Annotated in this window: 9 protein-coding genes and 1 tRNA gene; 4 read left to right on the forward strand and 6 right to left on the reverse strand. The window is 69.9% G+C overall.

Annotated features, from left to right (window positions below):
* Positions 1 to 57 precede the first annotated feature (57 nt).
* Positions 58 to 1,692, reverse strand: coding sequence for an amidohydrolase (locus SACGLDRAFT_RS18815; RefSeq protein WP_005466557.1), 1,635 nt, complete (start codon positions 1,690 to 1,692; stop codon positions 58 to 60).
* Positions 1,693 to 1,748: 56 nt separating this feature from the next.
* On the opposite strand from SACGLDRAFT_RS18815, the gene SACGLDRAFT_RS18820 reads away from it, so the two are divergent.
* Positions 1,749 to 2,459, forward strand: a complete 711-nt coding sequence (locus SACGLDRAFT_RS18820) for a hypothetical protein (RefSeq protein WP_005466558.1) — start codon at positions 1,749 to 1,751, stop codon at positions 2,457 to 2,459.
* A 52-nt stretch (positions 2,460 to 2,511) separates the two neighbouring features.
* On the opposite strand, the gene SACGLDRAFT_RS18825 is transcribed toward SACGLDRAFT_RS18820, so the two are convergent.
* The 4 genes from SACGLDRAFT_RS18825 to SACGLDRAFT_RS18840 all read right to left on the reverse strand — a co-directional run bounded on the left by SACGLDRAFT_RS18825 (position 2,512) and on the right by SACGLDRAFT_RS18840 (position 5,473).
* Positions 2,512 to 2,784: an amphi-Trp domain-containing protein gene (locus SACGLDRAFT_RS18825; RefSeq protein WP_005466559.1), complete on the reverse strand. Its 273-nt coding sequence runs from the start codon at positions 2,782 to 2,784 to the stop codon at positions 2,512 to 2,514.
* A gap of 83 nt (positions 2,785 to 2,867) precedes the next feature.
* Complete coding sequence (locus tag SACGLDRAFT_RS18830; protein WP_005466560.1) at positions 2,868 to 3,908, reverse strand: cobalamin B12-binding domain-containing protein; 1,041 nt, start codon at positions 3,906 to 3,908, stop codon at positions 2,868 to 2,870.
* A 6-nt stretch (positions 3,909 to 3,914) separates the two neighbouring features.
* Positions 3,915 to 5,222 carry a PP2C family protein-serine/threonine phosphatase gene (locus tag SACGLDRAFT_RS18835; RefSeq protein WP_005466561.1) on the reverse strand — a complete coding sequence of 436 codons (1,308 nt, stop codon included), beginning with the start codon at positions 5,220 to 5,222 and terminating at the stop codon, positions 3,915 to 3,917.
* A 178-nt stretch (positions 5,223 to 5,400) separates the two neighbouring features.
* Positions 5,401 to 5,473: transfer RNA gene (locus tag SACGLDRAFT_RS18840), tRNA-Thr, on the reverse strand.
* A 237-nt stretch (positions 5,474 to 5,710) separates the two neighbouring features.
* Here SACGLDRAFT_RS18840 and SACGLDRAFT_RS18845 point away from each other — a divergent pair.
* The 3 genes from SACGLDRAFT_RS18845 to otsB are packed head-to-tail and all read left to right on the forward strand — an operon-like array spanning position 5,711 to position 11,306.
* Positions 5,711 to 7,231: a threonine/serine exporter family protein gene (locus SACGLDRAFT_RS18845; protein ID WP_005466562.1), complete on the forward strand. Its 1,521-nt coding sequence runs from the start codon at positions 5,711 to 5,713 to the stop codon at positions 7,229 to 7,231.
* A gap of 23 nt (positions 7,232 to 7,254) precedes the next feature.
* Complete coding sequence (locus SACGLDRAFT_RS18850; RefSeq protein ID WP_005466563.1) at positions 7,255 to 8,733, forward strand: alpha,alpha-trehalose-phosphate synthase (UDP-forming); 1,479 nt, start codon at positions 7,255 to 7,257, stop codon at positions 8,731 to 8,733.
* A 41-nt stretch (positions 8,734 to 8,774) separates the two neighbouring features.
* The gene (otsB, locus tag SACGLDRAFT_RS18855) at positions 8,775 to 11,306 is read left to right on the forward strand and encodes a trehalose-phosphatase (RefSeq protein WP_005466564.1); all 2,532 of its coding nucleotides are present in this window, start codon (positions 8,775 to 8,777) and stop codon (positions 11,304 to 11,306) included.
* A gap of 39 nt (positions 11,307 to 11,345) precedes the next feature.
* Here the strand turns inward: otsB and radA are convergent, their stop codons facing one another.
* Positions 11,346 to 12,725 (reverse strand): DNA repair protein RadA, encoded by a 1,380-nt coding sequence (gene radA / locus SACGLDRAFT_RS18860; RefSeq protein WP_005466565.1) that lies wholly within the window; start codon positions 12,723 to 12,725, stop codon positions 11,346 to 11,348.
* Positions 12,726 to 12,779: the final 54 nt, after the last annotated feature.

Below are 12,779 nucleotides of genomic sequence, written 5' to 3' on the forward strand. Positions count from 1 at the left end.
CGTGTCCGCAGCTTACGAACGCATGTCCGCGGTTCTCCCGTACGTCGGCGCGGGCTCTCAATCGGCCCGGACGGCGTAGGACAGCGACTCCTCGCCGTGCACGACCTCGCCCGCCACGAACGTCGCCACCACTCCGATGCCGTCGATGGCCGACGTCGGCACGGCGGTGGGGTCGTCGTCGAGGAGCACCAGGTCGGCATCCATCCCGGCCTCGATGCGCCCCCGCCGGTCCTCCTGACACGACGCGTAGGCCGCGTGCGTGGTGTAGGCACGCAGTGCTTCCAGGGCGTCCACCCGCTCGTCCTCGGCGAGGACCACGCCGGCGCTCGTGGTGCGCTCGACCATGTTGCGCATCCCGGCCAGCGGAGCCCCCGTACCCACGCACGGCCGGTCGGAGCTGCCGGGCACCCGCAGCCCCGCGTCGAGGAACGAGCGGTGCCGGTACAGCCACGGCACCCGCGCCTCCCCCAACGACTTGCGCATGGTGTCGCCGATCTCGTACAGGAACCGCGCCTGCGGCACGGGAACGACGTCGAGTGCCACCAGCCGCGGAAGCTGGTCGGGCCGCACCATCGCCGCGTGCTCGATACGGTGCCGTACTCCCGGCCGGGGGAACTCCCGCTGAGCCTGCTCGAACGCCTCCAGGGTCAGGTCGATGGCGCGATCGCCGATCGCGTGCGCCGCGACCCGCCAGCCGCTTCGGTGAGCGTCGATGATGCGCTTGCGCAGCACCTCCGGGTCGTCGCCCAGCACCCCGAGCCCGCCGTCACCCTCGAACGGCTCCGTCACGGCGGCGGTCCGGCTGCTCAACGCGCCGTCGGTGAAGATCTTCATCGGTCCGATGCGCAGGAAGTCGTCCCCGAACCCCGTACGCACGCCGAGATCGAGCCCCACGAGGTCGTCGACGAGCGGGTGCAGGGTCTCGGCGGCGGGCATGAGTTCCACCCGCACGGTCAGCTCGCCGCGCTGCCGCGCGAGCTGGTAGGCCGCCGCCTCGGCGGGGCTGTGCCCGATCCAACCGCCCGCGACGCCCGCCTCCGTCACGTGGGTGAGCCCCTCGGCGGCGTACACCTTCGACGCCCGCGCGACGGCCCGGACCAGCTCCTCGACGGGGTACGGCTTCACCAGCGCGTCCACGAGCTGCTGCGCCTGCTCGGCGAGCAGGCCCGTCGGCTCGCCCGAGGCGTCACGCTCCACCACGCCCCCCTCGGGCACGGTGGCCGTACCGTCGAGGATGCCCGCCTTGTCGAGGACGGCGCTGCTGACCGAACACATGTGGGCCGAGCGGTGCTTCAACCAGACGGGGCGGCCGCCACCCGCTCGGTCCAGCGCCGCGCGGTCGGGGTGACCGCCGAGCACGAAGTCGTCGTACTGCGACCCGATCACCCAGGCGTCCGACGGCAGTTGCGCCGCCCGCGCCGCCACCGTGTCGTACAGCTCGTCGAGCGACCGGCACGCCGAGAGGTCGATCTCGGCGAGCGACAACCCGTACCAGACCATGTGGTTGTGCGCGTCGGCGAACCCCGGTGTGAGCACGGCTCCCCCGCCGTCGACGACGGTGCGCGCCGCCGCTGCGTCCACCTCGTCGTCCACCCCGACGATCCGACCGCCCAGCACTCCCACGCTGTGAGCTCTGGGGCGCTCGTCGCACATGGTCAGCACACGCACGTCACGCAACAGCAGGTCGAGCACCGCGGTTCCTCCCTAGGATCGGGGTACGAGGTCGGCCGATTACGCTCGGAACACGCTTGACGGTACTCGGGCTCGGCAGGAAGGGGCAGCACGCTTTGCGCCGAAACAGAGCCAGGCACCTGATAGCTCTCGCGACGGGACTCCTCGCGGCCTCGCCGCTGACGGCCGGATGCGGCGGCTCCGAGCCCGCGGCGACGGCCCCGGTGGAGAAGACCTACACGACGACCCTGCAGCCCTTCACCGACGACGGCGAGCCCGCGGCGGGCCTACGGGTGATCCAGTCGGTGTCCGCGAGGTGCATCCCCTCCGCCCTCACTCCGGGCAACGACCGCGCCCGCCGTTGCTTCACCAACGAGACGTCCGTGGCGATGGACCCGTGCTTCCTCCCGGAGCGTCCCGTCGTGGAACGCGACCCCGACAACGAGATGGCGCGGGAGCTCGGCGCGCAGAACGTGGCACTGTGCGTGTCCAGCCCCGAGCAGTCCGACGTCACCAAGGTGTACGTGTTGCAGGACAGCGGCCCGGCGCCCTGGGACACCGTGCTGGGCGAGGCGTACTGGAGTCTCGAACTCGCCGACGGCACACGGTGCCTGAGGACACGCGACGTGCCCGAGACGCGGGCGGGGTTGGAGCTGAGCTACGGCTGCGACGACGGCGGGTACCTGTACGGCGCTCCCGACGAGACCCAGCGGGTGTGGACGATCCACCGTCGCGCCGAGGACTCGGAGGAGCTGACACTCGCCGAGATCCGTACGGCCTGGTCGTGATCGGTGCCGCCTCCGTCCTCACACCGGGGGTGAAAACGGAGGGGCGACCGCGTCAGACGACGGGCTTGTCGTCGTCCTCGTCGTCGCCTTCGGCGCCGTCGACCTCCGGTAGCGTCCACTTGAGCTGGAACTCGATCTCCTCCTCGCCGTCACCGCGCTCGTGTTCGATCGAGAACCGGGCACGAGCGGGCACCCGGATGCGTTCTCCGGCGATTTGGATGCGGAACGGCTTGTCGGTTTCCAACGCGTCCGCCAGACGACGCAGTTTCGCCACAACTTCGGCGGTCGAGTAGAACTTCTCCACATCCCGCGGGGCGGCTGTCACGGGTTCCCTCCATTCGCAGTCATTGCCGACGGCGTGATCTTTTCACTCCGTCGGGGGAACGGGGCGGGAATCGGACGATTTCCTCACGAGTGTGGCCAGTAGTGCTCGATCAGCGAGCGAGCCAGAGGCAGCTCGGCCACGACGTCGAAGACCTCGGCACGCAGCGCCTCCACGACGGAGAGCGGAACGGAACGGGCCCCCAGCACTTCGCGCACCCAGTCGGCCGTCTCGCGCACGAGGCGACCGTCGTCGGTGAGAAGGGCGCCTTCGAGCGCGCGCAGGGGCTGCTCCACACAGTCACGGGTCACCAGCGTGAGGTCGTTGTCGGCCACGAGATCACCCCGGTCGACGACGCCCGCGGGTTCCCACCGCTCGGCGATCCGGCGGACGAAGGAATGGTGTTCGGCGTCGAGGGTGCGTTGTTCGGCGACGGCGTCCTGCGGCAGTGCCGGCACCGGTTCGACCGTCGTGGGAAGGTCGTCGACGAGTTCGAGCCCGTCGAGCAGCGTCGGCGCCCACGCCGTCGCGCCGAGCGCCCGTGCCCGCCTGTCGTCCGTCCCGAACGCGGCCCCACCCGCCAACACGGGAACACCGGCCGTGGTCACCGACTCGATGCTCCGTCGGGTGCTGGGAAGCCCTCCGCTCACGGAACAACTGATCGCCACCGCGTCGGGCTCCACCTGGTGCAGATACGAGTAGAGGCGCTCGGCGGGGGTCGCCGCTCCGAGGAACGTCACTTCCCATCCCCGCGCCCGGAAGCTGGTGGCCACCACCATCGCGGCGAGCGCGTGCCACTCGCGTTCGGCGCAGCCGACGATGATGCGGCCCTTCGTGATGGGCCATGACCGCACTCGCCGGGCCACGGCCTCGGTGGCGGCCAGGGAGATACCGGTGGCGATGTGCTCCTGCGCCACCGACCACTCGCCGCTCTGCCATCGCTCACCGATACGACACTGGGCGGGCGTGATCACGTCGCACAGCAACGACACGGGTTCCGCGCGGGCGTCGAGCGCGTCGTCCACCAACGCCACGGCCGTCGAGGCGTCGCCCTTCGCGAGCGCGTGTTCGAACCGGGTGAACAGCTCGACCGAGTCGGTCCCGTAGAAGGCGGAGGCGGCGGCCATGAATTCTTACGCTCCGTTCTGCACTGCTATCAGCGCGATGTCGTCGTGCGCCGCACCGTCGAGATGATCGAGGACGCGCTGCTCCACCGCTTCGCAGAGCGTGGCGGGGGTGGCTCCCGCGTACTCGGGGAGCAGGGCGCGCAGTCGCTCCTGACCGAAGAATCCCTCGCGGCCCCGTGCCTCGTCGACCCCGTCGGTGTAGAGCAGGAGGGTGTCCTTGGTCCCGAGCCGCACTTCGGCCTCGGTGAAGGACAGGCCGGAGATGACGCCCGCCACCGTTCCGGTGACGGTGGGCTCGTCGACGGTGCCGTCCGACCGCAGCACCAGCGGCGGGGGGTGACCCGCCACGGCCACGGTGGCGACCATCGTCCCCTCCTCGGGACGTCGCCGGAACCTCACGCACACCGCCGTCACGAACCGCTGCGAAAGCTGGCTGCGCAGCACCTCGTTCAACGCCCCGAGCACCCTGCCGGGAGAACGATCGAAGAACGCCGCCGTCCTGATCGTCTGCCGGGCGAGGCTGGTGAACACGGCCGCGTCGATGCCCTTCCCGCAGACGTCACCGATGACCACCGTGAAGTCGTCCGCGTCGCCGTGCACGTCGTAGAAGTCGCCGCCGATCCGCAGTCGCTGCTCCCCCGGCCGGTACCGCGCCGCCATGTAGACGCCCGGATACTCGGGCAGCTCCGGCGGGCGCAGCACCCGTTCCAGCGCGTTCGCCATCTGGGCGCGTTCCTCGTAGAGCTTGGCCGACGCCACGATGGCGGCGACCCGGCGGGCGAACTCCTCGGCGTTCCCGGTGTCGTCGGCGGTGTAGGGGCTGCCCCCACCGCGAACCATGACGAAGACACCGTTGGTGGTACCGCCGATGTTCAGCGCGACGGCGAGGACCGTCGTGGGATCGTGGGCGGTGGCCTCCTCCCGCAACGGCGTGGAGGGGATCAGCTCGGCGAGCACGGCGGCGATGTCGTCGTCGGGCGCGGCGTATCGCTCCGCGACCCCCCGGCGCCGGAACCGGCCCAGCCCCTGCAACGGATCGAGGCGACCGAGCAGCACGGGACCGGACACCCCGCCGCTACGGCCGTGGGAGTAGACGGAGACGCTGTCGGAGTCGAAGAACGCGAGCATGGCCCAGTCACCGAAGTGCGGCACGGCGAAGTCCAACGCGCGGAAAGCGGTGCGTCTGACGTTCAGCGAACCCACGAGCTGGCGGGACAGCTCTTCCAGGAAACGTACGTGATCCCAGTCACCGGGACGGGGTGCTCCGGTGAGACTTTCGGCCTTGCGTGATGGTCGATCGAAAGCCGCGTTCACTGCGGCCCCCTCGACAAAGAGGACATCAGGATTCGACTGTACGGGACAAAACCCGCCTTCGACCCCACTGTGGACCGACCGAGTCACAACATTCTCGCTGCGTGAGGGACCGATCGCGCAATGCCACCGATTTCGCGAGAACTCACGCGCGACACGAAGGCCGAGAAGCCGGATACGGAGCCGGCAACAGGACTCGAACCTGCGACCCTCTGTTTACAAGACAGATGCTCTACCAACTGAGCTATGCCGGCCTGAAGCCGCCACCGAGGGTGCGCGGCTCCATCCCAACTATATCGATCGCGATGTGCGCCACAGCGAGCGCCCATCCGCCTCTTCCGTCGCTGCTTACGGACTTGTCGGCGACTACCGTGGAGCAAGGTCACAGTCACACAACAATGTGGTATACGCCACGGGTCGCGAGGTGCAACGGCCGAGGCCGCGCCGCCGATGCTCTCCCGGGGGTAGCTGGGATTTCCAAGGAGGTGGAGATGAAACTGAAGCCGCGCGCTCGTGCGGCCGCACCCAAGCGCCGTCACGCGTGGCAGATCCTGGAAGCACCAGCTGACGAACAATCCGAGAAACGCGCGGGACGCCAGCCGGGGCGTCGGATCCGGCAACGCGCCTGGCACATCCTGGAGCCACCGACGGGCGAACTGCCCGCCGTGGAGCCGCTCCAGGACTCGGCGATCGGCCCCGAACTGCCGGACGAGTCGACCGTCCACCTGGTTCTGGACCTCGTCACACGCATCGGTGAGATCCAGATGGCCAGCGGCGCGGGCGCCTCCGACGTCACGGCGACCATTCTCGCCCTGACTCGCGCACTCGGTCTCCCGCACTGCGAGGTGGACGTCATCTTCACGTCCATCACCGTGAGTTGTCTGCGAGGCAGCGACCTTCCGCCCGTCACCGCGCTGCGAGTCGTGCGGTCGCGCAGCCTCGACTACACCCGGTTGTCGGAGACGGAACGCCTCGTGCAGCGACTGGTCCGGGGCCGGATCAGCGCCGAGGACGCCTACACGGAGCTGTCCCGAATCGCAAACGCCGACCACCCCTACCCGCGGTGGGTCTCGACGCTCGCGTGGGGCGGCATGGCCGGCTTCATCACCCTGCTGCTCGGCGGTACCGGATGGCTGCCGGTGATCTCCTTCGCGATCAGCGCCGTGGTCGACCGCGTGGGCCGGTTGCTCAACAAGGGCGCACTGCCGTTCTTCTTCCAACAGGTGGTGGGTGGCTTCATCGCAACGCTGTCGGCCATCGCCATCGTCAACCTCGACGTCTTCAACCTCGAAAGACCGACACTCGTCGTCGCCGCGGCCCTGACGGTGTTGCTGTCGGGACTTTCCACCGTGTCCGCCGTGCAGGACGCCATCACCGGCTACTACGTCACGGCGGCGGGCCGAACCCTCGAAGTGGCGATCATGAGTGCGGGTCTCATCACCGGAGTCGGTGCCGCGATCAGCATCGCCGCCGAACTGGGTGCCACTCGGACGCCCGTCCCGGCGGCGCCCACGGCCACGCCACTCACGCTGCCCGTGATGATGATCGCCGGCACGGGAGCCGCGGCCTGCTTCGCGTTGGCGTCGTACTCGAAGATCCGCCCGATGGCCGTGGCCGCCGTCGCGGGCGCCGTCGGCGCGGGCGCCTACGGGGCATTGAGCCTCGCCGGGTACAACCAGATCCTCGCGGCCTCGATCGCGGCGACACTGGTCGGGTTCGGTGGTGGCGTGCTCGCCCGGAGGTTGAAGGTCACCCCGCTCGTGGTCGCGGTGTCCGGAATCACTCCCCTACTTCCGGGATTCTCCACCTACCGAGGTATGTCACAGTTGGTCAACAACGGCGACATCAAGATCCTGATGTCGGCGGCGGCGATCGGCCTGGCCCTGGCCGCCGGTGTGGTGCTCGGTGAATTCCTCGCCCAGCCGGTGAGAACGGGGCTCGGCAGGTTGGAACGCAAGCTCGCGGGTCCCCGTATGGCGGGCCCCCTGAACGCTGGCCGCCCCCTCGAATAAGTTCAGCGGGTTACTGTTTGAGCATGCCTTCCGTGCCATTCTCGGAGCAGTCCTCGGAATCGACATCGTCCCCGCGTTCCAACGCAAGCGCTGAATTCGTGGTCGTCGCCAATCGTCTGCCGGTCGACCTCGAACGCACCGCGGACGGCACCCAGCGCTGGACGCAGAGCCCCGGTGGGCTCGTCTCCGCGCTGGAGCCGTTCCTGCGCTCCCGCAAGGGCGCGTGGGTGGGCTGGCCGGGTGTGCCCGACGTGGAGGTCGACGAGTTCAGCGACGACGGACTCGTCCTGCACCCGGTGACGCTGACCTCGGACGAGGTGCGTGACTACTACGAGGGGTTCTCGAACGCCACGCTGTGGCCGCTGTACCACGACGTGGTGGCCAGGCCGGTGTTCGACCGCGGCTGGTGGGAGAGCTACGTGCGCGTCAACCGGCGGTTCGCCGAGGCGAGCGCCGCCGTCGCGGGCAAGGGTGCCACCGTGTGGGTCCAGGACTACCAGCTTCAACTGGTGCCGACCATGTTGCGGGAACTGCGCCCCGACCTGCGTATCGGCTTCTTCCTGCACATCCCGTTCCCCCCGGTGGAGCTGTTCATGCAGCTTCCGTGGCGGGCGGAGATCGTGCGGGGACTCATCGGCGCCGACCTGGTGGGCTTCCACCGCCCCGGCGGCGCGCAGAACTTCCTGTGGCTGGCTCGCCAACTCATCGGCCTGGAACCGAGCCGAGGCTCGGTGGGCGTGCGGTCCAGGCCGGGCATGGTGCAGGTCGGCGACCGAACCGTGCGCGTGGGCGCGTTCCCGATCTCGATCGACGCAGCGGGCCTCGACTCCCTCGCCCGCAGCAAGCCCGTGCAGGAGCGTGCCGCGCAGATCCGCCACGAACTCGGCGACCCGAAGACGGTCCTGCTCGGTGTCGACCGCCTCGACTACACCAAAGGCATCGACCTGCGCCTGCAGGCGTTCCACGAGCTGCTTCAGGAGGGCAGGGTCAAGCCGGAGGACGTCGCCTTCGTCCAGCTCGCCACGCCCAGCCGGGAGCGCGTCGAGCACTACCAGCAGATGCGCACCGAGATCGAACAGATCGTGGGCCGCATCAACGGCGAGTTCGGCCGGGTCGGTCATCCGGCCGTGCACTACCTGCACCAGTCGGTGAACCGCTCGGAACTCGCCGCGTTCTTCTCCGCCGCTGACGTCATGGTGGTGACCCCGCTGCGCGACGGCATGAACCTGGTGTGCAAGGAATACGTCGCCTGCCGACACGACCTCGGCGGAGCGCTCGTGCTGTCCGAATTCGCGGGCGCCGCGGCCGAGCTGAGCAGCGCTTTTCTGGTCAACCCCCATGACCTGGACGGGGTGAAGAACGCACTCGAACAGGCTATTACGCTCGACCCCGCGGAAGGTCGGCGTAGGATGCGCGCCTTGCGTCGTCAGGTTCTGACGCATGACGTCGACAGGTGGGCGCGCTCGTTCCTTGAAGCCCTCGGGACCGAAGCAGCCGCCTGACCTTCCTTCCAGACCGCTGCTCAACTCCCCAAGGAGGAGTGTTGACCGCCGAGGCCCTGCCTGCTGAGCTGCGGCGTGCGATCGTGCAGATCGCCAGGACGCCGCGCCTGCTGGTCGCCTGCGACTACGACGGGACCCTGTCCCCCATCACCACCAACCCGGACGAGGCCCGACCACGTCCCGAGTCGGTGGGGGCGCTGCGTTCTCTCGCCTCGCTGCACGAGACCACCTGTGCGGTGATCTCCGGCCGCGCTCTCCGCGACCTCGCCATCCTCTCGCGGCTACCCGGCGAGATCCATCTCGTGGGCAGCCACGGGTCGGAGTTCGACATCGGGTTCGTGCACGCCCTCGAACCCGAGGCCCGAGAGCTCCATCGCAGGCTGGAGGCCGAGCTGTCGCGCCTCATCGCCGGAGTCGCGGGGGCCTCGCTGGAAGTGAAGCCCGCCAGCGTCGCCGTGCACGTGCGGCGAGCCGAACGCGACGACGCTCGGCGGGTCCTGGCCGCGGTCCACGAGGGTCCCTCCACGTGGGAGGGCGTCACCACGACGGACGGCAAGGAGGTCGTCGAACTCTCCGTGGTGAAGACCGACAAGGGCAGCGCGCTCGACACGCTGCGCCACCAGGCGGGCGCGACCGCCGCCGTGTTCATCGGCGACGACGTGACCGACGAGAAGGCGTTCGCCCGGCTGCAGGGCCCCGACCTCGGCGTGAAGGTCGGCGAGGGAGAAACGCTGGCCCAGTACCGGATCGACGACACCGAGGACGTCGCCACCGTGCTCGCGTTCCTGCTGGAGGAACGCCGCAACTGGCTGTACGGCGAGCAGGCTCCGCCCATCGAGCGCATCTCGATGCTCGCCAACGAACGATCGGTGGCCCTGCTCACCCCGGACGCCAAACTCACGTGGCTGTGCCACCCCGGCCCCGACGCGCCCGCCGTGTTCGCCGACCTGCTCGGTGGTGAGAGCGCGGGACACTTCTCCATCAAGCCGCACCGCAACGGCCTCCCGCTCGGCCAGCGCTACCTGCCCAACACGATGACGGTGGAGACGCGCTGGTCGCGGCTGCTCGTCACCGACTACCTGGAGCCGGGGAGCGCGCCCCACCGCACCGACCTCGTCCGCGTCATCAGCGGGGAGACCACGGCGTCGATCGTGTTCGCCCCGCGACCGGAGTTCGGTGGCGTGCCGGTGCGGCTCCTGCCCGAGGAGGACGGCCTGCGGGTGATCGGCACGTCGGAGCCGTTCGTGCTGCGGTCGCCCGGAGTGCAGTGGGAGATCACCAGCGACGGCCTGCACGACACGGCCAGCGCCCTCGTGTCACTCGAACGCGGCAAGCCCGTGGTGTTGGAGCTGCGCTGCGGCACCACCGACCTCAGCCCGCACGAGCTGCCCGAGAGCGAGCGCAGGGAGCGGGCCGGCCGGTACTGGAGCGACTGGGCCACCGCCCTCAAGCTGCCCCAGGTGGAGCCGGAACTCGTGGCGAGGTCGGCCCTGACCCTGCGGGGCCTCACCGACGCCGACACCGGCGGGGTGCTGGCCGCCGCCACCACGTCGCTTCCCGAGGAGATCGGCGGGGTCCGCAACTGGGACTACCGCTACTGCTGGATCCGCGACGGCGCCATGACGGTGCGCGAGTTGGTGAGTCTCGGCTCGCTGGAGGAGGCCGAGGGTTTCCTGCGCTGGCTGCACGGCGTGCTGTCCACGCTCGCGGGTCCCGAGCGCCTGCACCCGCTGTACACGCTCGCGGGTACGCAAATCGGCGCGGAGGCCGTCATCGACTCGCTGCCCGGCTACAAGGGCTCGCGGCCGGTGCGCGTGGGCAACCTCGCCAACCACCAGGTGCAGCTCGACGTGTTCGGTCCCGTCGTCGAGCTCGTCATGGCGCTCGCCGAGGCGCGAGGCGAACTGCGCGACGAGGACTGGCAGATGGTGCAGGCCATGGCCGAGGCCGTCACCCGCCGCTGGTCGGAGCCCGACCACGGCATCTGGGAGGAACGACACGTCCCCCGGCACCGCGTGTACTCGCGCGTCATGTGCTGGGTGACCATCGACCGGGCCATCAAGCTCGCGGAGATCTACGGCCGCCCCGTGCCCGAGGAGTGGCCCGAACTGCGCGACCGGATCAGCGCGGACGTCCTGGAGAACGGCTGGAACCCGGAGGTGCAGGCGTTCACCACCGCCTACGACGGCACCGACCTCGACGCCGCGTCGCTGTTCGTGGGACTTTCCGGCCTGATCGACCCACAGGACGAGCGGTTCCAGTCGACGGTCACGGCCATCGAGTCCGAACTGCGCAGCGGCTCCACCGTCTACCGGTACCGACGGGACGACGGGCTGCCGGGCAGTGAGGGCGGCTTCCACCTGTGCGCGGCGTGGATGATCGAGGCGTACCTGCTCACGGGTCGGCGCACCGAGGCGGAGGAGCTGTTCGAGCAGCTCGTCGACGCCGCGGGTCCGACAGGCCTGCTTCCCGAGCAGTACGACCCCATCGCCGAGCGCTCGCTCGGCAACCACCCGCAGGCGTACTCCCACCTCGGCCTGATCCGCTGCGCTCGTCTGCTGTCGGAGAGCTGAGGCCGAACCACGACGGAGTCCTCCCCGGAGCGAGAGAGGTCAGCCCACCGATCTCGTTCCGGGGACGTACTCCACGGCGTGCAGCGCGCTGGCGAGGTCACCGACCTCCAACGTCCTGATGCCCTCCGGCAGCGGCCCCGGATCGGGTGGCACCAACGCGTGCGTGAAACCGAGTCGCGCCGCTTCCGCCAGCCGCCTGCCCACCCCGGTGACCCGACGGACCTCACCGGCCAGCCCCACCTCGCCGATGGCGACGAGTCGCGGGGACAACGCCAGATCGCGCATCCCCGACCACACGGCGAGCGCCACGGCGAGGTCCACGGCGGGTTCGGTGACCTTCATGCCGCCCACGGTGGCCGTGTAGACGTCCTTCCCGCCGATCGGGTTGCCGGAGCGTTTCTCCAACACCGCCAGCACCATGCTGACTCGCGCGGAGTCCAGGCCGCTCACCGCGCGGCGTGGCTGCGGCAACGCCGACTCCGCGACCAGGGCCTGCACCTCGCACAGCAGAGGTCGTTTGCCCTCCACCGTCACCGCCACGGCGGTTCCGGGCACGGCCTCGGCGTGTCGGTTGAGGAACAGGCCCGACGGATCGGGCACACCCTCGATGCCGTCGTCGTGAAGTTCGAAGCAACCGATCTCGTCGGCGGCGCCGAACCGGTTCTTCACCCCACGGACCATCCGCAGCGTGGAGTGCTTGTCGCCCTCGAAGTGCAGGACGACGTCGACGAGGTGCTCCAGTACCCGAGGGCCCGCGACGGAGCCCTCCTTGGTGACGTGGCCGACGAGCACCACCGGAAGCCCGCGTTCCTTCGCCAGCGCCACGAGAGCGGCCGTCACGGCGCGGACCTGGGTCACGCCGCCCGGCGCTCCGTCGGCCTGGGGGGACGACATGGTCTGGACCGAGTCCACGATCAACAGACCGGGTTTGACGTCGTCGACGTGCCCCAGCACGGCGGCCAGGTCGCTCTCCGCGGCGAGGAACATGCGATCGTGCACGTTCCCGGTGCGCTCGGCGCGAAGCCGCACCTGTCCCGCCGACTCCTCCCCCGTCACGTACAGCGCGGCGGAACCACTGTGTGTCGCCCACTGGTGGGCGACCTCCAGCAACAACGTGGACTTGCCGACTCCGGGCTCACCGGCGAGCAGGACCACCACGCCCGGCACCAGCCCGCCCCCGAGAACCCGGTCGAGCTCGGAGACCCCCGTGGGTCTGGCGCGGGACGTCTCGACGTCGACCTCGGCGATGGGCCTGGCGGGTGAACTGGGCGCGCCCGCCGCGACCTTGGCGATCGGGGACCGCGACTCGGCTCGCTCCTCGATGGTGCCCCACGCCCGGCACTCCGGGCAGCGTCCGACCCACTTCGCGACCTCGAAGCCGCACTCGGCGCAGCGAAAGCTCGAACCCTTCCTCACCACGCGGAGACGCTAACTCGCACCCCCGACAGTCGGCGAAGCGGGCGTTCGAGGCGG

Origin of the sequence: Saccharomonospora glauca K62, from assembly GCF_000243395.2 — a bacterium.
Taxonomy (GTDB): Bacteria; Actinomycetota; Actinomycetes; order Mycobacteriales; family Pseudonocardiaceae; genus Saccharomonospora; species Saccharomonospora glauca.